Annotated in this window: 29 protein-coding genes; 27 read left to right on the plus strand and 2 right to left on the minus strand. The window is 66.3% G+C overall.

Translation table 11 applies throughout. From position 1 onward, the window contains the following. Positions 1-22 precede the first annotated feature (22 nt). The 11 genes from fliD to PSELUDRAFT_RS09195 all read left to right on the plus strand — a co-directional run bounded on the left by fliD (position 23) and on the right by PSELUDRAFT_RS09195 (position 7820). A complete protein-coding gene (fliD, locus tag PSELUDRAFT_RS09145) occupies positions 23-1378 on the plus strand; it encodes a flagellar filament capping protein FliD (protein ID WP_197693952.1) in 1356 nt (451 codons plus the stop codon). Between the two features lie 22 nt (positions 1379-1400). Then, a complete protein-coding gene (gene fliS / locus PSELUDRAFT_RS09150) occupies positions 1401-1787 on the plus strand; it encodes a flagellar export chaperone FliS (protein WP_088966552.1) in 387 nt (128 codons plus the stop codon). Next, positions 1780-2076, plus strand: coding sequence for a hypothetical protein (locus PSELUDRAFT_RS09155; RefSeq protein WP_088966553.1), 297 nt, complete (start codon positions 1780-1782; stop codon positions 2074-2076). Before fliS ends, PSELUDRAFT_RS09155 begins: the two co-directional genes overlap by 8 nt. A gap of 6 nt (positions 2077-2082) precedes the next feature. Next, complete coding sequence (locus PSELUDRAFT_RS09160) at positions 2083-3264, plus strand: flagellar hook-length control protein FliK (RefSeq protein WP_088966554.1); 1182 nt, start codon at positions 2083-2085, stop codon at positions 3262-3264. Between the two features lie 31 nt (positions 3265-3295). Beyond that, on the plus strand, positions 3296-3748 hold the full coding sequence (fliL, locus tag PSELUDRAFT_RS09165) for a flagellar basal body-associated protein FliL (RefSeq protein ID WP_088966555.1): 453 nt from the start codon (positions 3296-3298) through the stop codon (positions 3746-3748). A 3-nt stretch (positions 3749-3751) separates the two neighbouring features. Then, complete coding sequence (locus PSELUDRAFT_RS09170) at positions 3752-4459, plus strand: FliA/WhiG family RNA polymerase sigma factor (RefSeq protein WP_088966556.1); 708 nt, start codon at positions 3752-3754, stop codon at positions 4457-4459. Positions 4460-4490: 31 nt separating this feature from the next. Then, positions 4491-5354, plus strand: coding sequence for a flagellar motor stator protein MotA (motA, locus tag PSELUDRAFT_RS09175; protein WP_088966557.1), 864 nt, complete (start codon positions 4491-4493; stop codon positions 5352-5354). A gap of 3 nt (positions 5355-5357) precedes the next feature. Next, positions 5358-6332 carry a flagellar motor protein MotB gene (locus PSELUDRAFT_RS09180; protein ID WP_088966558.1) on the plus strand — a complete coding sequence of 325 codons (975 nt, stop codon included), beginning with the start codon at positions 5358-5360 and terminating at the stop codon, positions 6330-6332. 87 nt (positions 6333-6419) lie between these two features. Continuing rightward, positions 6420-6710 (plus strand): flagellar biosynthesis anti-sigma factor FlgM, encoded by a 291-nt coding sequence (flgM, locus tag PSELUDRAFT_RS09185; protein WP_088966559.1) that lies wholly within the window; start codon positions 6420-6422, stop codon positions 6708-6710. Next, complete coding sequence (locus PSELUDRAFT_RS09190) at positions 6707-7132, plus strand: flagellar protein FlgN (RefSeq protein ID WP_088966560.1); 426 nt, start codon at positions 6707-6709, stop codon at positions 7130-7132. Before flgM ends, PSELUDRAFT_RS09190 begins: the two co-directional genes overlap by 4 nt. Next, the gene (locus PSELUDRAFT_RS09195; RefSeq protein ID WP_088966561.1) at positions 7113-7820 is read left to right on the plus strand and encodes a glucosaminidase domain-containing protein; all 708 of its coding nucleotides are present in this window, start codon (positions 7113-7115) and stop codon (positions 7818-7820) included. Before PSELUDRAFT_RS09190 ends, PSELUDRAFT_RS09195 begins: the two co-directional genes overlap by 20 nt. On the opposite strand, the gene flgA is transcribed toward PSELUDRAFT_RS09195, so the two are convergent. Continuing rightward, entirely contained in the window at positions 7817-8527 is a 711-nt protein-coding gene (gene flgA / locus PSELUDRAFT_RS09200; protein ID WP_088966562.1) for a flagellar basal body P-ring formation chaperone FlgA, read from the minus strand. The two genes, PSELUDRAFT_RS09195 and flgA, sit on opposite strands and share 4 nt — an antisense overlap. Before the next feature lie 97 nt (positions 8528-8624). Between flgA and flgB the strand changes: the two genes are divergently transcribed. The 13 genes from flgB to PSELUDRAFT_RS09265 all read left to right on the plus strand — a co-directional run bounded on the left by flgB (position 8625) and on the right by PSELUDRAFT_RS09265 (position 19002). Then, positions 8625-8993, plus strand: coding sequence for a flagellar basal body rod protein FlgB (gene flgB, locus PSELUDRAFT_RS09205; protein ID WP_088966563.1), 369 nt, complete (start codon positions 8625-8627; stop codon positions 8991-8993). A 15-nt stretch (positions 8994-9008) separates the two neighbouring features. After that, positions 9009-9434 carry a flagellar basal body rod protein FlgC gene (gene flgC, locus PSELUDRAFT_RS09210; RefSeq protein WP_088966564.1) on the plus strand — a complete coding sequence of 142 codons (426 nt, stop codon included), beginning with the start codon at positions 9009-9011 and terminating at the stop codon, positions 9432-9434. Between the two features lie 2 nt (positions 9435-9436). Then, positions 9437-10099, plus strand: a complete 663-nt coding sequence (locus PSELUDRAFT_RS09215) for a flagellar hook capping FlgD N-terminal domain-containing protein (RefSeq protein ID WP_088966565.1) — start codon at positions 9437-9439, stop codon at positions 10097-10099. 20 nt (positions 10100-10119) lie between these two features. Beyond that, positions 10120-11310, plus strand: coding sequence for a flagellar hook protein FlgE (locus tag PSELUDRAFT_RS09220; protein WP_088966566.1), 1191 nt, complete (start codon positions 10120-10122; stop codon positions 11308-11310). A 15-nt stretch (positions 11311-11325) separates the two neighbouring features. After that, positions 11326-12051, plus strand: a complete 726-nt coding sequence (locus tag PSELUDRAFT_RS09225) for a flagellar basal body rod protein FlgF (protein ID WP_088966567.1) — start codon at positions 11326-11328, stop codon at positions 12049-12051. Between the two features lie 9 nt (positions 12052-12060). Then, a complete protein-coding gene (gene flgG / locus PSELUDRAFT_RS09230) occupies positions 12061-12849 on the plus strand; it encodes a flagellar basal-body rod protein FlgG (protein WP_088966568.1) in 789 nt (262 codons plus the stop codon). Continuing rightward, positions 12846-13499 carry a flagellar basal body L-ring protein FlgH gene (gene flgH / locus PSELUDRAFT_RS09235; RefSeq protein ID WP_088966569.1) on the plus strand — a complete coding sequence of 218 codons (654 nt, stop codon included), beginning with the start codon at positions 12846-12848 and terminating at the stop codon, positions 13497-13499. The genes flgG and flgH overlap by 4 nt, the downstream gene beginning before the upstream one ends. A 39-nt stretch (positions 13500-13538) precedes the next feature. After that, positions 13539-14645: a flagellar basal body P-ring protein FlgI gene (locus PSELUDRAFT_RS09240; protein WP_231895347.1), complete on the plus strand. Its 1107-nt coding sequence runs from the start codon at positions 13539-13541 to the stop codon at positions 14643-14645. After that, the gene (locus PSELUDRAFT_RS09245; protein WP_088966571.1) at positions 14645-14989 is read left to right on the plus strand and encodes a rod-binding protein; all 345 of its coding nucleotides are present in this window, start codon (positions 14645-14647) and stop codon (positions 14987-14989) included. Before PSELUDRAFT_RS09240 ends, PSELUDRAFT_RS09245 begins: the two co-directional genes overlap by 1 nt. 72 nt (positions 14990-15061) lie before the next feature. Beyond that, the gene (gene flgK, locus PSELUDRAFT_RS09250; protein ID WP_088966572.1) at positions 15062-16441 is read left to right on the plus strand and encodes a flagellar hook-associated protein FlgK; all 1380 of its coding nucleotides are present in this window, start codon (positions 15062-15064) and stop codon (positions 16439-16441) included. A 12-nt stretch (positions 16442-16453) separates the two neighbouring features. Next, the gene (locus PSELUDRAFT_RS09255) at positions 16454-17368 is read left to right on the plus strand and encodes a flagellar biosynthesis protein FlgL (protein ID WP_088966573.1); all 915 of its coding nucleotides are present in this window, start codon (positions 16454-16456) and stop codon (positions 17366-17368) included. 18 nt (positions 17369-17386) lie between these two features. Further along, the gene (locus PSELUDRAFT_RS09260; protein ID WP_088966574.1) at positions 17387-18412 is read left to right on the plus strand and encodes a hypothetical protein; all 1026 of its coding nucleotides are present in this window, start codon (positions 17387-17389) and stop codon (positions 18410-18412) included. 8 nt (positions 18413-18420) lie between these two features. Then, positions 18421-19002 carry a hypothetical protein gene (locus PSELUDRAFT_RS09265; RefSeq protein ID WP_088966575.1) on the plus strand — a complete coding sequence of 194 codons (582 nt, stop codon included), beginning with the start codon at positions 18421-18423 and terminating at the stop codon, positions 19000-19002. Positions 19003-19012: 10 nt separating this feature from the next. Here the strand turns inward: PSELUDRAFT_RS09265 and cysB are convergent, their stop codons facing one another. Next, positions 19013-19951: an HTH-type transcriptional regulator CysB gene (gene cysB / locus PSELUDRAFT_RS09270; RefSeq protein WP_088966576.1), complete on the minus strand. Its 939-nt coding sequence runs from the start codon at positions 19949-19951 to the stop codon at positions 19013-19015. 109 nt (positions 19952-20060) lie between these two features. Between cysB and PSELUDRAFT_RS09275 the strand changes: the two genes are divergently transcribed. Genes PSELUDRAFT_RS09275 through PSELUDRAFT_RS09285 form a run of 3 tightly spaced genes read left to right on the plus strand, consistent with a single transcriptional unit; the run spans position 20061 to position 22961 of the window. Next, complete coding sequence (locus PSELUDRAFT_RS09275; protein WP_088966577.1) at positions 20061-20765, plus strand: phosphoadenylyl-sulfate reductase; 705 nt, start codon at positions 20061-20063, stop codon at positions 20763-20765. Between the two features lie 59 nt (positions 20766-20824). Next, the gene (locus PSELUDRAFT_RS09280; RefSeq protein ID WP_088966578.1) at positions 20825-22483 is read left to right on the plus strand and encodes a nitrite/sulfite reductase; all 1659 of its coding nucleotides are present in this window, start codon (positions 20825-20827) and stop codon (positions 22481-22483) included. After that, complete coding sequence (locus PSELUDRAFT_RS09285; protein WP_088966579.1) at positions 22467-22961, plus strand: DUF934 domain-containing protein; 495 nt, start codon at positions 22467-22469, stop codon at positions 22959-22961. Before PSELUDRAFT_RS09280 ends, PSELUDRAFT_RS09285 begins: the two co-directional genes overlap by 17 nt. The last annotated feature ends 4 nt before the right edge of the window (positions 22962-22965 follow it).

The raw sequence follows: 22965 nt of genomic DNA on the forward strand, positions 1-22965 counted from the left end.
TGGCACGCCACCCGGGAGATTGATGATGGCAGGAATCGACTTTTCCACTACCAGCCCCAGCCAGATTGCACAGCAGCTGGCCACCAGCTACGTGCAGGATGCACAGACCCTGCTGAACAACCAGACGCAGGACGCCACCAGCACCGGCAAGGCGCTGACCACGCTGCAAAGCGCGCTGCAGACCTTCCAGAGCGCGCTGACCACGCTGTCCGGCAAGAAGACCGTGATCCAGCAGACGGCGACCTTCTCCAATACCGCGGTGGCCAATGCCAGCGCCAACGGCACCGCGCAGGCCGGCAACTACAGCTTTTTCGTATCGCAGCTGGCCAGTGCCAACCAGGTGCTGTTCCAGGGCCTGCCGGCCAGCGCCGCCGCCAGCGGCAAGCTGGGCATCTCGCTGGGCGATGGCACCAGCCTGAACGTGGACCTGTCCACCCTGGGCAGCGGCGGCAACTTCGCGCCGGCCGACCTGGCGCGCGCCATCAACCAGGCCGCCGGCAACAGCGGCAAGGTGTCCGCCAGCATCGTGACGGTCAATGGCCAGGCGCAGCTGATGCTGGGGGCCGGCAATACCGGCGCCAACAGCAAGATCACGGTGGATGCCAGCCTGGTGGGCGATGCCGCACTGAAAGGTGCGCTGGGCGCCGCCCCCACCCAGCTGGTGCCGCCGCAGGACGCCGTCGCGTGGCTGGGTGCCGAGAACATCGGCATCAAGATCCAGCAGGCCAGCAATACCTACACCGGCATCAGCGGGGTGAGCATCAACTTCACCCAGGCCATGACCAGCGGCAGCGCGCCGGTATCGCTGACCGTGGCCGCCGACAACAGCGGCACCGCCAAGAACGTGCAGAGCTTCGTCGATGCCTACAACGCGCTGAAAACCCAGCTGGACAACCTCACCGACACCGGCGATGCGGCCAACAACAAGAGCGCCGCCGCTTTTGCCAACGATGCCGGCGTGCGCAGCCTGCAAAGCCGGCTGGCCAGCCTGCTGCGCCAGAGCTTCAACGGCCAGACGCTGTTCCAGTTCGGCATCAGCGCCGATCGCAACGGCACGCTGTCGCTGAACAGCAGCAAGCTGCAAACCGCGCTTGCGGCCAACCCCAGCGGGCTGGACCAGCTGCTGGGCGGCAGCAGCGGCATGCTCACCGGCTACCAGAACTACCTCAATTCCTGGCTCGGCTCGGTAAACGGCCAGATCCAGCAGCGCCAGAGCTCGCTGTCCGCCCTGCAGAAGGTGCTGGGCCGCCGCCAGGACGAACTGAGCGCCAGTTACGACAGCGCCTACAACCGCTACCTGCAGCAGTTCAGCCAGCTGCAGGCGCTGCAGACGCAGATGAGTCAGACCACCAGCTCGCTATCGATGCTGGGCAATTAACGACGGTTCAAGGGAGTAGAAGTTGGATTACGAAGGCTACCGCAGTTACCACGCCGTCAATCTGGACGCGCAGACCGCCAATGCCTCGCCAGTGCAGCTGGTGCTGGTGCTGATGAACGGCTTGCTGGACGAAATGGCGCGCGCACGCGGCCATATCGAGCAGCAGCGCTTCGAAGCCAAGGGCCGCAGCATCAACAAGTGCATCGACATCCTCAACGGCCTGTCCAGCGCGCTGGACATGGAAGCCGGTGGCGAGGTGGTGGCCAACCTGGCGCGGCTGTACGACTACTGCGCCTGGCGCCTGAACGAGGCGGGCCTGAAGCTGGATGCCGCCATCATCGACGAGGTGCAGGGCCTGGTGAACACCCTCAAGGGTGGCTGGCAGAAGGTGGAAGCGGCCAATGCCTGAGGCAGCGCTGATGCGCACGCTGACCCAGCGCCTGGACCAGGCCGGCGCCAGCCGCGACTGGCCGGCGCTGGCCGCCGCCGACCGCGAGCTGGCGGCGCTGGCCGGCCGGCTGAGCAGCCGCGCGCTGAGCAGCCACGAGAGTCAGCAACTGCCGCCGCTGCGCGCCGCGCACCAACTGGCCTGCCAGCGCTGCGACAGTGAAATGCAGCAGCTGACGGCCCGCATGGCCGACTGGCAGCAGAACCGCGAAGGCTGGCTGGCGTACGCGCTGGCCGCCAACATGGAGTAATCCGAGATGAACAGCATTGTTTCCAGCGCCAAGGGCGACAGCCCGGCAGCCGGCAGCGCAAGCGCTGCCAGCACGCTGGCAGCCGCGCCGCAGCCGGCCGCCGCCGACGCGGCACCGGCCCAGGCCGGCGCTGCCAGCTTCGGCAAGCTGCTGCAGGCCGGCCTGCCGGCCGCCGCGCAGCCGCAGGACGCCAGCGCACAAACCGACCCGCTGCCGGATGCCGCGCAGCCCGGCGTGGCCGCCGGCAGCGTATTGCCTGCCACGGCTGACACCACCGTGGCCACCGATGACAGCGACGACAGCAAGCAGGCGGCTGCCGCCGCCAGCGATAGCAGCGTTGCCAACCCGGCGCTGACCCTGCCGGCGCAGCAACTGCCGCCGGCAGTACTGCTGCTGTCCGCCCAGGCCGCGGCTCCCGTAACCGGCAGCAGCGACGCAGCCGGCAGCCGTCAGCCCGCTGTGGCCGTCAATAGCAACAGCAGTGTGCCGCTTGCCGGCCTGACGCAGTTGCCGACGGCCACCGCCATGAGCAACACCCCGCAACAAGCACTGGCCGCCGCAACGTTGGCCGCAAGCGATGCCGCCGCGCCGCAGCGTGCTTTGGCCCAGGCGGCACAGCCGGAGGCCGCCATGCCGGCCGCCGTGCTCAAGGCCACCGCCAGCGTGGACGACGCTGCCGACAGCGCCGCGCCGGTGGTGTCGCAGCCGACAGGCACGCTGATGCAGACCCTGCCGGCCAGTACCGCCCAGGTGCAACCGGCGCAGTGGGCGCCGATCCGCCTGCCGGCAGCCCAGCCGGCACAGTGGGCGCAGCCGCTGCAGCAGGCGCTGGGCGAACGCCTCAATGTCCAGGCCGCCAACGGCATCCAGAACGCGGTGATCCGCCTGGACCCGCCGCACCTGGGCAGCCTGGAAATCGCCATCCGCCATGAAGGCGGCAGCCTGCAGGTGCAATTGTCCGCCGGCAACAACGAGCTGTTGCGCCAGCTGCACGGCATCAGCGACAACCTGCGCCAGGGGCTGGGCAACCGCCAGTACGGCGATGTCAGCGTGTGGGTGGCCGACAGCCGCCAGCAGGCAGGCAGCCAGGGCGGGCAGGGGCGGCAGCCGCGCGAGCAGCAGCGCCCGGGCCAGGCCCTGCACGAGGCGGAACAAGGTTATGAACAGACCAGCTTTTCGCTGGGCTGACACCAGACAAGACAAAACGGTTGGTTAAAGCATGGCAAACAAGAAACTGTTCATCGGTGCCGCAGTAATCACCGCCCTGCTGGCAGGCGCGGGCGGCAGCTGGTTCTGGCTGCAGTGGCGTGATGCCAGGCCGGCCAGGCACGAAGCACCGGTGGTGGAAGTGAAGGACTACAAGTACGTGAGCCTGGACAAGGTGATCGTGATGCTGCGCGACCACGCCGGCGCGCCGCTGAACCATTACCTGGCGGTGGACCTGGTATTCCGCACCAGCGGTGACGACGAAGCGATGACCAAGGAACACCTGCCGCTGCTGCGCAGCATCGCGCTGCGCGCACTGTCCGCCTACCCGATGGACCAGGCGCGGCTGATGAATATCGACCAGTTCGCCGCGGCGCTGAACAAGGCGTTCAGCGCGGCCTACCAGCGCGAGGGACGGCCCAAGCCGTTCACCGAAGCCATGATCGGCAAGTTGATCATCGAGTAAGCCATGGCCCTGGTAATGGAATACGCCTGCATGCAGCCCCCCGCCGGTGCCGTGGCCGAACGCCAGGTGCTGTGCGACTACGCGCCGCTGGTGAAGCGCGTGGTGCGGCAGCTGTCGTCGCAGGTGGGCGGCGCGATGGACCGCGAGGATATGGAGCAGATCGGCCTGATGGGCCTGCTGGACGCGCTGCGCCGCTACGGCGGCGTGCCGGACGAACGCTTTGGTGCCTATGCCGGCCTGCGGGTGCGCGGCGCCATTCTCGACGAGCTGCGCCGCCAGGACTGGCGGCCGCGCACGGTGCGGCAGGAAGCGCACCGCAGCCGCGACGCGCTGCGCGAACTGTCGCGCAAGCTGGGCCGCGAGCCGAACGAAGCGGAAGCCAGCGCCGCGCTGGGCATGGATGTGGCTGCCTACCAGGAATACCTCTTGGCGGAAAACGCCGAAACGCTGGCCAGCTTCGACGAGCTGATGCACGACGAGGCGCTGCAGCAGGTGGGTGGCAGCGTGGAGGCGCAGTACATGGACCGCCGCAGCCTGGAGCAGGCACTGCTGGCGCTGGATGCGCGTGAACAGCGGGTGATCCAGCTGTATTACGAGTTCGAACTGAGCCTGAAGGAAATTGCCGCGGTGCTGGAGTTGACCGAGGCGCGCGTCTGCCAGATCAACAAGGCGGCGCTGAAGAAAATGCGGGCAGTCCTGGCGGACGCCTGAAACGGAAACATTACATACAGAGTAAGCACAGATGCAGCAGATATTCGGCATTTTCATCGTACTGGCCTGCGTGTTCGGCGGTTTCGTGATGAACGGCGGCAGCTTCCACGTGATCTGGCAGCCGATTGAAATCATCATCATCGTCGGCGCGGCAGTGGGCGCCATCGTGCTGGGCAACCCCAAGCACGTGCTGGTGGAAATGGGCGGCCAGCTGCGCAAGGTGATTACCCGCCGCAAGCGCGATTCCGAATTCCAGCGCCAGCTGCTGCTGTTGATGTACGAACTGCTGCAGACCGCCAGCCGCGGCCTGAAGGCGCTGGACGAACACGTGGAAGCGCCGCGCGAAAGCTCGCTGTTCCAGCGTTACCCGCAGGTGCTGCACAACCCCAAGCTGCTGGCCTTCATCGTGGACAACTTCCGCCTGATGGCGATGGGCAAGATCAGCGCGCATGAGCTGGAAGGCGTGCTGGAGCAGGAGCTGGAGGCGATTCACGAACAGCTGGTGCAGCCGTCCAAATCGCTGCACAAGATCGCCGAGGCGATGCCGGGCTTCGGCATTCTGGCCGCGGTGCTGGGCATCGTGATGGCAATGAACACCGTGAGCAGCGGCGCCTCCGCCGCCGAGATCAGCGAGCGTGTGGCTGCCGCCATGGTGGGTACCTTCATCGGTATTTTCTTCTGTTACGGCGTGCTGGACCCGATCTCCAACGTGATGAAGCAGCTGGTGAACACCGAGCTGTCCGACTTCGAATGCGTGAAGGTGGTGCTGGTGACCCATGTATCCGGCAAGCCGGCGCTGCTGGCCATCGATGCCGGCCGCCGCCTGGTGCAGCTGAATATCAAGCCCAGCTTCGCGCAGCTGGAAACCTGGATCAACGCACTGGAAGCCGCCTAAGCCATGGCCGTCAAAGACAAGCACGACGAAGAAGCCATCGTCAAACGTGTCTCCCGCGGGCACGAGGAAGACGAGCACGGCGGTGCCTGGAAGGTGGCCTTCGCCGACTTCTGCCTGGCGCTGATGTGTCTGTTCCTGGTGCTGTGGGTGTTGGCCGCACGCAATCAGGAACAGCTGGAAGCGGTGGTGAACAGCTCCGGCGGCAGCGTGGTGGCGGATGGCAACCCCAGCCTGCTCGACCACATCAGCTACCCGCCGGGCAGCCTGATTCCGCGCGAGCCGGTGCCGGGCCAGGCGGCCGAGGCCAAGGCGCCGGGCAAGCACAGTGCCGGCGATACCGACAATGGCGACATCCACCTGAGCAAGACCCGTTTCGACAGCGCCGCCGACATGCAGGAGCTGGCGCAGGCGCTGGCCGACATGAGCGAAGCCGCCGGCCTGGCCGGCAACCTGCAGACCATGATCACCCCGTACGGCCTGCGGGTGATGCTGCACGACACCGACAAGCAGGGCATGTTCCAGCGCGGCAGCGCAGTACCCAGCGACCCGTTTCGCGCGCTGCTGCTGCGTATCGCGCCGGTGTTCGCGCGCATCGAGAACCAGCTGGTGATTGTCGGCCACACCGATGCCGCGCAGTACCACGGTCAGGGCAACAGCGGTTTCTCCAACTGGAGCCTGTCCAGCTCCCGCGCCATGAGCGCGCGCGCCAACCTGCTGCAGGGCGGCCTGCCGGCCGGCAAGGTGCTGCAGGTGGTGGGCATGGCCGAGCGGGCGCCGCTGGATAGCGCGCAGCCGCTGGCGGCGGTGAACCGCCGCATCGAGCTGCTGGTGTTGACGCCGGCGCAGGCCAGGCTGATCGCCACCATGTACGGCATGCCGCAACAGGTGGTGCCGCTGACCCGCGGCGTGGACACGGTGGCGCCGAACGGCCAGGCATTGCAGGCGCTGCAGCAGCGCTTGCAGGGGCCGGCCAAATGAGTGGCCAAGCGAGTGGCATTTAAGAATTGCGGCTTTTGCGTCGCTGTGTCGGCACGACACAGTTAACGCACAGGCAAGGATGAAGCGATGAAGATCAGCAACAGTAGCGGTGTACCGGAAGTTCGCGATACCACGGCCAGCCAGAGCGGTGCGGCCAACGTGACTGCGCGCCCGCAGGCGCCGGCGGCAGCGCCGGCCGTGGCTGCGCCGCTGCAGTCGGCGGTACTGCAGCCGGCCAAGGCGGCGCTGGATGCGCAGCCGGAAATCGATGCCGAGCGCGTGGCCGAGATCAAGACCGCGCTGGCTGAGGGCAAGATCAATTTTGACGCCGGCAAGCTGGCCGGGCTGATCCGCCGCTACCACGGGGGGCGTGGATGAACCCGCGCGACACCGCCAAGACGCTGCTGGCCGACGTGGCCAGCGACCGCAACGACTACCGCGTGCTGGAGCAGCTGCTGGAAGACCAGTTCGCCGCGGCATTGCGCCATGACAGCGCGGCCATTAGCGACATCAACCAGCGCATCGAAGTGCTGCTGGAGCGGCTGGATGCGCATCGCCGCGTGCGGCCAACGTTGGCCGCACGGCTGCTGGGCAGCAACAAGATGGTGAGCATGGAGGCGGTGATCGACTTCCTGCCCGGCGTGCCGTCGGCGGCACTGGCCGGCTGGTGGGAGGAGTTGCAGCACGCGGTGCGCCGCTGCAAGGAACTGAACGCACGCAACGGCCGGCTGATGCACAGCCAGCAGGAAATCATGCAGCGCGTGCTGCACGGCGAGAGCGATGTCTATGTGGCGCGTTGAAGCAGGCAGCAGCACTGCCTTCAGTGGTGACGACGTGGCGCTGCCACTGGGCGGCCGGGGCCGCGGCATGGATTTCGGCCGCCTGGTGGCCGATGCGCAGCGCGACATTGCCGCCACGGTAGCCAATGGTTTCAGCGGCGGCGACGCGCCCGGCCTGAGCGCCGCGGCGCAGGCATGGCGGCTGCGCACCCAGGGTGCGGCCAGCGCCGACCCGGCTGCGGCGGCAGGCGATGCCGGCCGGCAGGATTTCCTGTCCGCGGTGGCGCCGTGGGCCGGCGAGGCGGGCGCCAAGCTGGGCGTGGCGCCGGAGCTGGTGATGGCGCACGCGGCACTGGAATCCGGCTGGGGCCAGCGCCCGATCATGGGCGCGGACGGCAACAGCCACAACCTGTTCAGCATCAAGGCCGGCCGTGACTGGCATGGCGCGGTGGCCGACGTGCTGACGACCGAACATGTGCATGGCGAAGCGGTAAAGACGGTGGAGCGCTTTCGCGCCTACCCGGACTACCGCAGCGCCTTTAACGATTACGTTGCCCTGTTGCAGGGCAACCCGCGTTTTGCGGCGGTACAGGGCGCGGGCCACGATGCGCGCGCCTTTGCCGGCGCACTGGCGCGTGGTGGCTATGCCACCGACCCGGCGTATGCCGACAAGCTGCAGCAGCTGGCTGCCAGCCTGCAGCAGCGTTAAGGAATAGCAGTATCGACCGGGGCCACGCTACCGGCATCCAGCACCACGGCGCTGATGATGCGCTTGCTGGCCAGGTTGCGGACGCGGATCTGTTCGTCGCGGGCGCCGGCCTGCAGGGCTTCGCCCGGCACGCTGACCTCGATGCCGCCCTGGCGGGCGAGGATCTGCACCGTCTGGCCGCGTTGTACCAGCAGTTGCGGTTGCAGCGCGCGCAGTTGCAGCACCTGGCCGCTGCGGATGGTACGGCGCGCGGTGCGCTCCGCCGCCAGCGCGATGTCGCCGATGGCGTCGGGGGTGGCGGACAGATTGCGCACCTCGCTGCCGACGGCGGCGGCGTCGATGGCCTGGCCGGCGGGGATGTCCTGGCGGGCCACCAGCACGCTGGCAGCCATCTCGGCGCGTACCACCAGCTCGCTGCTGGCGGTGCTGTCCGGGCAGCGCAGGCTGAAGCGCATGCGCTGCCAGTTGCGGGTGTCGGCCGGGGTAACGGCGAAAGGTTGGCCGCAAGGCGGCAGCGGGCGTTGCGCCGGCAGCGCCTGCACGCTGATCTGCGGTGCGGCGAAGTGCTGGCGGCCGGCGTAGTCGGCCAGGTAGCGGCGGGCAGCTTCCTCCGTCTGCGCATTGGCGGCGCTCTGGGGGGCTGCCAGCAGCGGTAGCGGCAGCAGCAGCGCGGCGAGTACGCCGCAGCGGGTGAGAGACAGGGACATGGTTGGGCGCGAGCCTGACGGGTGTCGATGGCGGAATTATACGGTTCCGGCTTTGGCCGGGTGGTCGAAACAGACGCAGGGCAGTGAGGAAACACAGATGGGAATTCAATTCGATCAGGCGCTGGGGCTGCATGTCGATGCCCTCAAGCTGCGCGCCGAGCGTAGCAAGGTGCTGGCATCGAACCTCGCCAACGCCACGACGCCGGGTTTCCAGGCGCGGGATATCGACTTTCAGGCCAGCATGGCGCAACTGGCCGATGGCGGCGAAGACGGCATGTCGGCGGAAACGGATGGCGCGGTAATGGGCTATCGCCGCCCGAACCAGCCCAGCCAGGACGGCAATACCGTGGAGCTGGGGGTGGAGCAGGCGGCGTTCTCGCAGAACGGCAGCGACTTCCAGACCAGCCTCGCCTTCTTGAACATCAAGCTCAAGGGCCTGGCCAAGGCCATCAACGGCACCTCTTGAGCATAGGGAGCAAGCATGAGTTTCCGTGATATCGCCCAGATCGCCGGTTCGGCCATGACGGCGCAGAACATCCGCCTGAACACCATCGCCAGCAACCTGGCCAACGCGCAGAGCGCGGCCGGCAGCGAGCAGGCCACCTACCACGCGCGCAAGCCGGTATTCGCCAGCGTGTTCCTGCCGGGCGAGGATTTTGCCGCGCGCGGTTCCGCGGCCAAGGTGCAGGTGCTGGACGTGGTGCAGACCACCACGCCGCTGCGCAAGGCCTACGAGCCGGACAATCCGCAGGCCAATGCCGAAGGCATGGTGTTCTACCCCAATGTGAACCCGGTGGAAGAAATGACCGACATGCTGTCGGCCAGCCGGGCGTTTGAAACCAATGTGGAAGTGCTGTCGCGCGTGAAAGGCATGCAGCAGGACCTGTTGAAGCTGGGAGAAGGCTAAGCATGCAGACCACCCTGAACAACACCGCCCAGAGCGGCAGCAGCGGCAGCTCCGACGCCATTCTGGCCGCCACCAACGGTGCGCAGCTGTCCGATATGTTCACCAAGCTGCTGGTGGCGCAGATCCAGAACCAGGACCCGCTGTCGCCTACCGACCCCAGCCAGTTCGTGAGCCAGCTCACCCAGCTGAGCCAGGTGGAAGCGCTGAACAAGATGAGCAGCCAGACCGGCAGCGGCAACGGCATGCTGCAGAACCTGCAGACGCTGGCGCTGGGCGGCCAGGTAGGCGCCAGCGTGATGGTGCAGACCGGCAATGTGGAGCTGGGCAGCAGCCCGCTGCACGGCGCGGTGAACCTGGACAACAACACCGCGCAGCTGAACCTGACGCTGACCGGCAGCGACGGCCAGCCGCACGTGTTGGCGCTGGGGCCGCAAGTGGCCGGCCCGGTGTCGTTCAACATCGACCCCGCTGCGCTGGGCCTGCCGGCCGGCAGCTACAGCATTGCCGCGCGCACCGACAGTGGCGCCAGCCCGACGGTGGAGATCGGCGGCACCATCAACAGCGTGCGCGTTGGCAGCAACGGCAGCGCGGTACTGAATATTTCCGGTGTCGGCAGCATCGATGCCGCGGCAATCACCCAATTCAACGGCCGTCCGGCTGCCTAAGCTGGCTGAAAGGAAGCAGCATGAGTTTCGACATCGCACTGTCCGGCATCAACGCCATCAAGGACGAACTCGACACCATCACCAACAATATTGCCAACTCCGGCACCTATGGCTTCAAGTCCAGCCGCACCAACTTCACTTCCGTGTATGCCGGCAGCCAGGCCAACGGTGTGGCGGCAGGCTCGATCACCCAGTCGATCAACACCGGCGGCAATATCCAGTCCACCGGCCGTCCGCTGGACGTGGCCATTGCCGGCCGCGGCTTCTTCATCATGCGCGACCCGGGCAGCAGCACCGTGCAGTACAGCCGCGTCGGCATTTTCAACGTCGACAAGGACGGCTACCTGACCGATACCGGCAGCCAGCGCGTGCAGGGCTACGCCGTGGTGCCGGGCAGCACCGCGCTGGGCGCCATGGGCGACCTCAAGGTGCCGGTGGGGCAGATTGCCGCCAAGGCTACCGGTACGGTGCAGTATGTGGCCAACCTGTCGGCCGACTGGACCACCCCGGCCACCGCGCCGTTCAATGCCGCCGACCCGACGTCGTTCAACAGCTCCATGGTGTCCACGGTGTTCGATTCGCTGGGCGCGCAGCACACCGTCACCCAGTACTTCGTCAAGAGCGGCGCCAGCCAGGTCACCGTCAACTACAGCGTTGACGGCGCACCGAACGCGGCCACCACCACGCTGACCTTCGGCACCAATGGCCAGCTCACCGCTCCGGCCGCCCCGGTGGCGCTGAACCTGGGCACCCCTACCGGCGCCGCACCGCTGACCGTCAACTTCAACTATGCCGGCACCACGCTGTTCGCCGGCCAGACCACCACCTCGGTGAACAGCAGCGACGGCTATGCCTCCGGCACGCTCACCGGCGTATCGCTGGCCGAAGACGGCACGCTGCTGGCGCAGTACAGCAACGGCCAGAAGCAGGGCGTGGGCATGCTGGCGCTGGCGGCCTTCCCCAACGAAGGCGCGCTGACCCAGGTCAGCGGTACCGCCTGGGAAGCATCGGCTGCCTCCGGCACCGCGCTGCTGTCGTCGCCGGGCACCGGCCTCACCGGCAAGCTGGCTACCGGCGCGCTGGAGCAGTCCAACGTCAACGTGACCTCCGAACTGGTCGGCCTGATGACCGCGCAGCGCAACTATCAGGCCAACAGCAAGGTGATTTCGGCGGAGAACCAGATGGTTCAGTCGCTGATGCAGGCGATGTAAGCGGAGCGCAGCTGAATGGATGCCTTGATCTACACCGCGATGAGCGGCGCCGACCGCGCGCTGCACGCCCAGCAGGTACACGCCAACAACCTGGCCAACGTGGAAACCGCCGGTTTCCGCGCCGACCTGGAGCAGGCGCAGGCGCAGCAGGTGCCCGGCTACGGCTACGACTCGCGCCACCTGGCGCTGCTGCAGGCCAATACCGTGAACTCGGCGGCCGGCACCCTGGTGCAGACCGGGCGTGACCTGGACGTGGCCATCAGCGGCGCCGGCTACTTCACCGTGGGCTACGGCGGCAGTGAAGCCTATACCCGTTCCGGCAATTTCTCGGTGGATGCCGAGGGCACGCTGAACCTGGCCGGCCGCCCGGTAATGGGCGATGGCGGCCCCATCGTGCTGCCGCCGTACCAGAGCATGAGCATCGGCCAGGACGGTACCGTCAGCATCGTGCCGGCCGGTGGCGGCGCGGCGCAGCAGGTGGATCGCCTCAAGCTGGTCAACCCGCCGGGCGCCAGCATGCACAAGAACGAGGCCGGCCTGCTGGTGTCGCGCAGCGGCCAGACGCTGGACGCCGACGACAGCGTGCAGGTGAAGGGCGGCTACCTGGAACGCAGCAATGTGTCGGCAGTGGAGGAAATGCTGCAGACCATGAACCTCAATCGCGATTTCGAGATGCAGATGCGCCTGTTCAAGGCGGCGGACAGCATGGCCGATACCGGCAATCGCCTCATTCGTTCCTAAGGAATAAACATGAATCCGGCAATGTGGATCAGCAAGACCGGCATCCAGGCGGAAGACGCCCGGCTGCAGGCCATCGCCAACAACCTGGCCAACGTCAACACCGTGGGCTTCAAGCGCGACCGCATGGTGTTCCAGGACCTGTTCTACCAGGTGGACCAGCAGCCTGGCGCGCAGAACGGCGCCAACAGCAGCTCGCCGTCCGGCACCCAGCTGGGCAACGGTACCCGCCTGGTGGGCACGCAGAAGATCTTCACCACCGGCAATCTGCAGACCACCAGCCAGCCGCTGGACGTGGCCATTGTCGGCAACGGCTTCCTGCAGGTGGAAATGGCCAATGGCGAAACCGGCTATACCCGCGCCGGCCAGCTGCAGCTGAATGCGGAAGGCCGCCTGGTGAACGCGCAGGGCCTGCCCATCCAGCCTGACATCACCATTCCGGCCAATGCCACCGCCATCACCATCGGTGAGGACGGCGTGGTGTCGGTGACCCAGCCGGGCAATGCCGCCCCCACCGAAGTGGGCAAGCTGCAGCTGGCTACCTTCGTGAACCCCACCGGCCTGCTGGCGCTGGGCGACAACCTGTACAAGGAAACCGCCGCCAGCGGCACGCCTACCGTGGGTGCGCCGGGCGATGGCGCCATCGGCAAGCTCAAGCAGGGCGCGCTGGAAGGCTCCAACGTGCAGGTGGTGGAGGAGATGGTGGACATGATCGCCGCGCAGCGCGTGTACGAGATGAACACCAAGGTACTGTCCGCCTCCGACAACATGCTGCAGTACCTGTCGCAAGCCGCACGATGAAGCGCGCGCTGTCCGTTCTGTCCCTGCCGCTGCTGCTGGCTGCCTGCACCGGCATGCAGCCGCCGCCGGGCGATGGTAACTACGACCCGCCGGTGCCGAAGATGGCGTTGCCGCACGGCCAGGCCGGCGGGGTGTATACCGCCGCCGGCGGCTGGTCGCTGATTGCCGACCAGCGCGCCTACCGCGTGGGCGACGTGCTCACCGTGCTGCTGCAGGAAACCACCCAGGCCAGCAAGTCGGCCGGTACCACGCTGGACAAGAACAGCTCCACCTCGGTACAGCCGGCGGTGGTGCTGGGCAGCAGCATCAAGCTGGATGCTTCGCTGGATGCGCAGCGCAAGTTCGACGGCAAGGGCACCAGCACGCAGCAGAACACGCTGCAGGGGGCGATTACCGTGGTGGTGCAGCAGGTGCTGCCCAACGGCCTGATGCTGGTGAAGGGCGAGAAGAGCGTCACCCTGAACCAGGGCGAGGAGGTGATCCGCCTGGCCGGCTATGTGCGCTCGGACGATATCGACAACAGTAACCAGGTGTCGTCGCTGCGGGTGGCCAATGCCCGCATCCAGTATTTCGGCAAGGGCGCGCTGGCCGATGCCGGCAACCCCGGCTGGCTGACGCGCTTCTTCAACAGCCCGTGGATGCCGTTCTGATGTTGCGGCCAACCTTATATAGGAATGCGTGAGCGCGTGATGAACATTTCTATCCTGAAAGGCGGCTGCCTGCTGCTGGCCGGCCTGCTGCTGGCACCGCTGCTGGCGGCGCAGCCGCTGCGCAATCTGGTGAGCGTGGAAGGCATCCGCGACAACCAGCTGATCGGTTACGGCCTGGTGGTGGGGCTGGCCGGCAGCGGCGATGGCAGCCAGGCCAAGTATGTGGGCCAGTCGCTGACCAACCTGCTGCAGCAGTTCGGCCTCAAGTTGCCGCCGGGCACCTCGGCTACCGCCAAGAACACCGCGGCGGTGATGGTGAGCGCGGTGTTTCCCTCCGGCTACAGCAAGGGCCAGATCATCGACGTGACCGTGTCCTCGCTGGGCGATGCCAAGAGCCTGCGCGGCGGCACGCTGCTGCTGACGCCGCTGCGCGGCGCCGACGGCGAAGTGTATGCGCTGGCGCAGGGCAACCTGGTGGTGCCGGCGGTAACCGCGCAGGGCAATAGCGGCTCCAGCGTTACCGTCAACCTGCCCACCGCCGGGCGCATTCCGCGCGGCGCCAGCATCGAGCGCGAAATCGCCACCGATTTCGACAGCAAGCCCACGGTGAAGCTCAGCCTGAAGCGGCCCAATTTCCAGACCGCCACCAATATCGTCAACGCGCTGAACCGCCAGTTCGGCCACATCGCCAGCGCGCACGACGCCACCTCGGTGGAAGTGCAGGCGCCGGCCGACCCTACCCAGCGCGTGGCCTTCGTGGCCAAGCTCAACGCCATGAACGTGGAGGTGGGCGCGGATGTGTCCAAGGTGATCTTCAACACCCGCACCGGCACCGTGGTGGTGGGCGAGGGCGTGCGCGTGCACCCGGCGGCGGTGTCGCACGGTGTGCTCAAGGTGGTGATTTCGGAAGGCTACAACGTGAGCCAGCCCGGCCCGCTGTCCAATGGCACAACCACGGTGACGCCGTCTTCCAGCATCAAGGTGGAGCAGGGCGTTGGCCGCATGTTCAAGTGGCCGGCCGGCGTGAGCCTGCAGACCATCATCGATACCGTGAACAGTACCGGCGCCACGCCGGACGACATCATGGCGATCTTGCAGGCGCTGGACGAAGCGGGCGCCATCGAAGGCGAACTGGTGGTGATCTGATGCAACAGAATTTTCCGCAATTCCCCGCGGCCGCACTGCCGCAGCAGGACCCGGAGACAAATGCCGCAGTGGCGCCGGCCAGCGATGCGGCCAACCCTGCCTACCGCAAGCAGGTGCAGGACGCCGCGGTGAAGTTCGAAGGCATGTTCGTCAAGCAGCTGCTGCACCAGATGCGGCAGAGCAACGAGGCGTTCAGCGACAAGGACAGCATTTTCAGCAACCAGCGCGACCGCGACATGCTGGATTTCGCCGACGGCCAGGTGGCGGACAGTCTGGCATCGCAACGCGCCTTCGGCATTGCCGACCTGATCGTGAAACAGCTGTTGCCGGGCAGCAAGGGCTGAGCCGGCGGCGGATTTAAGTTTCGCCCCGGCCCGGTCGCTCTGCCTGTACAAGCACCTTAACGGTAAGCACCCATGAGCATGATCAATATCGCGCTGTCCGGCGCCGTGGCGGCCCAGGCCGCACTGAACGCCAGCAGCCAGAACATCGCCAACGTGATGACGCCCGGCTATACCCGCCAGGGTGTGTTGCTGGCGGCGCAGGCGCCGCTGCAGGGCGGTGTCGCCGCTGCCGGCAGCGGTGTCAATGTCAGCGCCCTGCTGCGCTTCTCCGACAGTTACAAGAGCCAGCAGCTGTGGAGCGCCAACTCGCAGCTGGGCACGCGCGACACCGTGCAGCCCTATCTGTCGCAGCTGGAGCAGGTGATGGGCAGCAGCACCGCCAGCATCAACGTGGGGCTGGACGGCTTTTTCAAGGCGCTGAACGCCGCCAGCGTGGACCCGTCGTCCAGCCCGCTGCGCCAGCAGGTGCTGACCTCGGCCGGCGCGCTGGCGCAGAACTTCAACACCATGGCGCAGGTGCTGGCCAACCAGCGCATCTCGGTGGATGCGCAGCGCAGCAGCATGGTGACGCAGATCAACGCCTACAGCACCGCCATTGCCAAGTACAACCAGGAAATCAGCCTGGCGCAGGCCAATGGCGACAATGCCTCCGGCCTGATCGACCAGCGCGACCAGAGCATCGACCAGCTGGCCAAGCTGGTCGGCGTGCAGGTGGTGAACCAGGCCGATGGCGCGCGCAATGTGTCGCTGCTCAACGGCCAGCCGCTGGTGGCCGGCAACACCGCCGGCGTCATGGCGGTGCAAAGCTCGCCCAGCGGCGCCCAGGTGCTGACGCTGCAGTTCGCCAAGGAAAACTTCGTGCTGCCCGACAGCCAGCTGGGCGGCGCCATGGGCGGCCTGGGTTCGCTGGAGCAGCAGACGCTGCTGCCCATGCTGCAGTCGCTGAGCGATATGGCCTCCGGGCTGGCCACCGCGGTCAACAACCAGTTGGCCGCAGGCTTCACCCCGGCCGGCAACCCGGGCCAGCCGCTGTTCCTGCCGGCAGTGCCCGGCAGCAGCAATCTGCTGAGCGTGGATACCAGCCTGCAGGCGCAGGACCTGGCGTTTGCCGGCTCCGCCACCACGCCAGGCGACAGCAGCAACCTGCTGCAGATCATCGGCCTGCGCGGCTCGACCATGACGGTGAGCGGCCTGGGGCCGGTGACGCTGGGCGACGCCTACACCCAGCTGATGGGCAACCTGGGTACCCAGAGCCAGCAGAACCAGACCGCGCTGACCACCGCGCAGACCGTGCGCAATCAGACGGAAGAAAACTGGAAGTCCACCAGCGGGGTGAGCCAGGACGAGGAAGCCACCAACCTGGTGCAGTTCCAGCAGATGTACCAGGCCAACATGAAAGTCATTGCCGTGGCCAACCAGCTGTTCGACAGCACGCTGGCCATGATGGGTTAAGGAGTACAGCACATGCGTATCGCCAGCACACAGTACAGCGCCACCATGAACCAGGCCCTGCAGCTTGCCAGCTCGGGTATGGCCGACCTGATGCAGCAGATGGCCACCGGGCAGCGCATCCTGCGCCCGTCGGACGAACCGGTAACCAGCGTGCGCCTGGCGCGGCTGGAGCGTGAGGATGCGGCGCTGTCGCAGTACCGCGACAACATCAGCGCGCTGAAGACCCGCCTCACCAAGAACGAGGCACTGATGGACGGCATGGTGAAGGACATGCAGCAGGCGCGCGACCAGCTGGTGTGGGCGTCCGACAGCGGCGGCAACAGCAATGCCGACGTGGCGGCCATGGCCAGCACCCTGGTGGCGCTGCGCGACAGCCTCTACTACAGCACCAACAGCCGCGACGACGAAGGCCACTACCTGTTTTCCGGCACCGCCAGCAATCAGCCGGCGGCAACCTTCAACGCCGTGGCGCCGGCGGGCAGCCGCTACGCTTTCGGCGGCAATACCAATGCCCAGCTGGTGATGGTGGGCAATGGCGTGACCCAGGCGGCCAACGTCAGCCTGGACGAGATGGCAACCCTGCTGAACCAGCTGGACAGCACCATCGCCACGCTGCAGTCGCCCGCGCTCAACATCAGCAACCCGGCCACCCAGGCCAATATCACGGCCAGCCTGAACCTGGTGGACAGCACCATGAACTCGGTATCGGCCAAGATCGCGCTGCAGGGCGGTGCGCAGAACACGCTGCAGACCCTGGACGGCAACCACGCCAACGTCAGTCTTTCCAACCAGCAGGCGGCGCTGAGCCTGGGGCAGCTGGACTACGGGAAGGCGTCGGTGGAACTCAATGGCTACACCACCGCGGTACAGGCGACACAGAAGGTGTACGGCCGCGTCAGCCAGCTGTCGCTGTTCAACGCACTGTAAGGCAGGGGAGGCTGCGCGATGAAGCTTGAATCCACCTTGCCGGACAGTGGCCGGCTGGCCGGCAGCAGCGCGCTGGGCGCGATACTGCCGGCTGCCGCCACGGCGGCCGACAGCGGCACGCCGCCGGGGCTGCCACGGCTGCGGCTGTCCAGCAGCCAGGCGCTGGGCAACGATCAGCAGCTGAATGCGCAGATCACCAGCGCCCAGCAGGCGCTGGGCTTTCTCGACCGTACCGCCAGCCAGCTGCAGGCGCTGAAGCAGGAACTCGGCGCGCGCCTTGCCGGCCGCCCCGGCGACCAGGCTGCGCTGGCGCGGCACCTGGCCGACTTTGCGGCCAACTGGTCGCAGCGGGTAAGCGACACCGGTGCCTCGCTGGATGCCAGCCTGAAACTGGTGGCGCCGGGCGAGGCGCAGCGCTCATTCCGCCTGCGCGGCATCAGCCTGCAGAGCCTGCAGCAGGGCGGCACGGAAACCCTGAGTTTCTACCCCGGCGGGCCGGGCAAGCCGTCACAGTCGGTGGTGATCGATCCCGGCCTGACGGCCGACGAGATTGTCGGCCGCTTCAACAAGGGGTTGGCCGCAGCAGGGATAAGCGCCAGCTTGGGCAGTGACGGCGAGCTGACTTTCAGCGTGGCGGAAACCGCCTGGCCGGCACTGGCCGACAACCTGCAGCTGAAGGGCGACGGTATCCGCTTTCCGAGCGGGCAGCCCAACCGGGTGCGGCTGGACCCGCAAGGCGACAGCATCACCCCGGCCAGCTGGAGTGGCGACGACGTTGCCGGGCTGCGCCGCAGCCTGCAGCAGGTGGTGGCCGCCATTCAGCAGGTGCAGGCAAGCCGCGAGCGGGTGGAGGCCGCGCTGGCGCGCGCCAACAGCCTGATTGCCGCTGCCAGCTCGGTGGGTGAGCCTGCCTGGGCCAAGGCCTTCGCCGGTGATTTCAGCAGCAGCCTGCAGCAGGGTTCCGGCTATGCGCTGCTCAACAATATTGCCCCGGTGCTGATCGGCATCAGCCGCTACCGGGTTGTTTCGCTGCTGTCGCTGTAGGGCTGCTCATGATGTCTGCGCGCCGCTGGTTTCTGCTACTGGGCCCGGTGCTGGGCGTGTTGCTCGCGGTGCTGCTGGCGGCGTGCTCCTCCACGCTGCAGCCGGACGAGCGTGCCGCCGTGGCCAGGATCAGCCAGTACGAGGATATCGCCGGGGTGGCCTATGCCGCCAGCTTCCGGCTGATGCGCATGGAGCAACCGCACGACGACCGCTATACGCTGTTCTACAGCTACGAAGTGCGCGCGGCCGACGATTACCAGCATGCGGTGCTCAAGCTGGCCAGCACCATCGATGCCGACAGCGAAGATTACTACCCGGCCAGGCTGCGCGGGCAGATCGGTCCCTTCATGCTGCGCAAGGGCGTGGTGCTGGCGGCGGACAAGCTACCGGCAGCCTTTCAGGATTACCTGCACGCCGCCAGCACCACGCCCTACCGGGAGCGGCTGGAGCATCTGCAGCTGGCGATGTATGCGGCGCAGGCGTACGGCTTTCTGCCGGATACGGAAAAGGGCGAGATGCTGGAGGAGCGCAATATCCGCATCTATTTCCGCCATACCCAGGTCTACGGCTGGGTATCGGGTCTGGGTTAGGCGCTGGCGCCTACACTTCCTCTTCGCTGTGATGCAGCGCGCCGTCCACCGCCTTGCGTGTCAGGTGCGGGGCAAACAGCTCGATGAAGGTATAGGCGTAGCCGCGCAGGTAGGCATCCTTGCGCAGGCCGATCTTGGTGGTGGACGATTCGAACAGGTGGCCGGCATCCAGTGCGGCCAACCCTTGATCCTGCGCCGGCTCGAACGCCATGCTGGCGATGATGCCGATGCCCAGTCCCAGGCGCACATAGGTCTTGATCACGTCGGTATCGATGGCGGTAAGCACCACATTGGGGCTGAGGCCGGCGTCGTGGAACGACTGGTTGATCTTGGAGCGGCCGGCAAAGGCGAAATCGTAGGTGATGATGGGGTAGCTGGCGATGTCGGCCAGGGTGAGTTCGCGCTCCAGCAAGAACAGCGGGTGCCCCTGCGGTGCCACCACGCTGCGGTTCCACTGGTAGCAGGGCAGCATCGCCAGTTCCTTGTACAGCGAGATGCCCTCGGTGGCGATGGCCAGGTCGGCCTCGCCGGATACCACCATGTCGCAGATCTGCGTAGGGCTGCCCTGTTTGATCGACAGCCGCACCTTGGGGTAGCGCTGCACGAAGGCGCTGATCACTTTCGGCAGCGCATAGCGTGCCTGGGTGTGGGTGGTGGCGATGGTCAGCGAACCTTCCGCCTCGCGCGAAAACTCCTCGCCCACGCGCTTGAGGTTCTGTGCCTCGCGCAGGATGCGCTCCGAGATGCGCAGCACCTCCTTGCCGGGCTCCGATACCGCCACCACGCGCTTGCCGTTGCGGATGAACACCTGGATGCCCAGTTCGTCCTCCAGCAGGCGGATCTGCTTGGAAATGCCGGGCTGCGAGGTATGCAGCTTCTCGGCAGCTTCCGATACGTTCAGGCCCTGCTTGGCGACTTCCACCAGATAGCGCAGTTGCTGGAGTTTCATGAGCGCCCCTTTAAAACTGATAGTAATTAAATACTAACACAATATTCTTTTCGGAATTAAAGGCTTTGGCTACCATCGCACACTCTACAAGTATGCCCTGGAGCCCCCGATGAGCCTTGCCGACAAGCTCGCCCATACCGAAGCGTTGCTGAAAGAAATCGCCGCCAAGCACGGCAAGGTGGCGCTGGCCAACAGTTTTGGTGCCGAGGACATGGTGCTGACGCACCTGATCGCTACCCTGCAGCTGCCTATCGGCATCTTCAGCCTGGACACCGGCCGCCTGCCGGTGGAAACCTATGACCTGATGCAGAAGGTGGGCGAACGCTACCCGGCCAACCCGGTGCGTGTGTACTACCCGGATGCCGCCGCGCTGGAAGCCTATGTGAACCAGAACGGCATCAATGCCTTCTACAATAGCGTGGAGCTGCGCAAGGGCTGCTGCCACATCCGCAAGATCGAACCACTCAAGCGTGCGCTGTCCGGGCTGGAAGGCTGGATCACCGGCCTGCGCCGCCAGCAGTCGCAGACCCGTGTCGACCTGCCGGAAGCCGAATTCGACGCCGACAACGGCCTGATGAAGTTCAACCCGCTGCTGGACTGGACCGAAAAAGAAGTGTGGGAATACATCCGCGCCAATGACGTGCCGTACAACAGCCTGCACGACAAGCACGTGCCGTCCATCGGCTGTGCGCCCTGTACCCGCCCGATCGCGGTGGGCGAGGATATCCGTGCCGGCCGCTGGTGGTGGGAAAACCCCGACAGCAAGGAGTGCGGCCTGCACGTGAAGGCCAGCCCGCTCAAGCGCCCCGCTTAATCCGGAATCACCCCCGGTCTGCCGCATACTGCGGCAGACCTGCACAAGAGAGTTTCTGCATGTACAAGTACGATGAAGTGGACCACCGCCTGGTGCGTGAGCGGGTTGCCCAGTTCCGCGACCAGACCCGGCGTTTCCTGGCCGGCGAGCTGAGCGAGGACGAATTCCGCCCGCTGCGCCTGATGAACGGCCTGTATGTTCAGCGCCATGCGCCGATGCTGCGTGTCGCCATTCCCTATGGCCACCTCAACAGCACCCAGCTGCGCAAGCTGGCGCACATCGCCCGTACCTACGACCGCGGCTACGGCCACTTCACCACCCGGCAGAACATGCAGTTCAACTGGCCGGCGCTGGAAACCGTGCCCGACATCCTCGGCGAGCTGGCCGAAGTGGAAATGCACGCCATCCAGACCTCCGGCAACTGTGTGCGCAACACCACCACCGACGCCTTCGCCGGCGTGGCCGCCGACGAGCTGATCGACCCGCGCGCCTACTGCGAGATCATCCGCCAGTGGAGCACGCTGCATCCCGAGTTCGCCTACCTGCCGCGCAAGTTCAAGATCGCGGTGTCCGGCAGCCTGGAAGACCGTGCCGCCAGCTGGGTGCACGATATCGGCCTGCACGTGGTACGCAACGAAGCCGGTGAAGTCGGCTTCCGCGTGATCGTGGGCGGCGGCCTGGGCCGCACTCCGATGGTGGGCAAGGCGGTGCGCGAGTTCCTGCCGACCCGCCATCTGCTGACCTACCTGGATGCCGTGTTGCGCGTGTACAACCGCTTCGGCCGCCGCGACAACAAGTACAAGGCACGTATCAAGATCCTGGTGCAGGCAATGACCGTGGAAGCGTTCGCCGCCAAGGTGGAAGACGAATGGCTGCACCTGAAGGATGGCCCGTCCACCCTCAGCGATGCCGACGTGGCCTACTACGCCGCCTTCTTCACTGACCCGGCCTACCAGGCGCTTGCGGCCAACCCTGCCGACTTCGTGGCCAAACAGCAGGGTGAGCTAGCGTTCTCCCGCTGGCTGGAGCGCAATACCCACGCCCACAAGCAGTCGGGCTACCGCTCCGTGGTGCTGTCGCTGAAGAAGACCGGCGTACCGCCGGGCGACATCACCGCCGAGCAGATGGACGTGGCCGCCGACATGGCCGACCGCTACAGCTTTGGCGAACTGCGCGTGGCGCACGAGCAGAACCTGATCCTGCCGGATGTGCGCGAAAGCGACCTGTACCAGGTGTGGCAGCTGGCGAAGGAACATGGCTTCGCCACCCCGAACATCGGCCTGCTCACCGACATCGTGTGCTGCCCGGGCGGCGACTTCTGTTCGCTGGCCAATGCCCGCTCCATTCCGGTGGCCGAGGCGATCCAGCGCAAGTTCGACGACCTGGACTACCTGTTCGACCTGGGCGAGATCGACTGCAACTTCTCCGGCTGCATGAACGCCTGTGGCCACCACCACATCGGCAACATCGGCATTCTCGGCGTCGACAAGAACGGCGAGGAGTGGTACCAGATCACGCTGGGCGGCAGCCAGGGCAACCAGGCCGCCATCGGCAAGGTGATCGGCCCGTCGTTTGCCCAGGCCGACGTACCGACCGCGTTTGAAAAAATCATGAAGCTTTACCTTGAGCAGCGTCTCGCAGGTGAGCGTTTTATCGAGACCGTGCGCCGTATCGGCCTGGATCCGTTCAAGGAGCGTGTATATGCAAAACTTGATTAAGCAGGGCGCCCTGGTCGCCGACGACAGCTGGCAGCTGCTGCGCGATGCCGAGGCAAGCTTTGCCCCCGGCGATGACGTGATCCTGCCGCTGGCGCGTTTTCTGCAGGTGGCCGCCGCCGGTCACCAGGGCGGGCTGGCAGTGCTGCTGTCGCCCGACAGCGACCCGCTGGCGCTGCAGCCGCATCTGGCCAGCCTGCAGCTGATCGCCGTCGACTTCCCGGCGTTTGCCGACGGCCGTGGCTACAGCATTGCGCGCATTCTGCGCGAACGTTTGGGCTATGGCGGGGAACTCCGCGCAGTTGGCGATGTCTTGCGCGATCAGCTGTCGTATATGGCGCAGGTAGGCTTTGACGCTTTTGCCATCCGCGAGGATCGCTCAGCGGCAGAGGCGCTGGACGGCTTGGCCGATTTTAGTGAACAGTACCAGGGGACCGTACTCAAACCGGTACCGTTGCTTAAACGGCGTGTTTCGAATTGAGGTG

This window comes from Vogesella sp. LIG4 (assembly GCF_900090205.1).
In the GTDB taxonomy this organism is placed as follows: Bacteria; Pseudomonadota; Gammaproteobacteria; order Burkholderiales; family Chromobacteriaceae; genus Vogesella.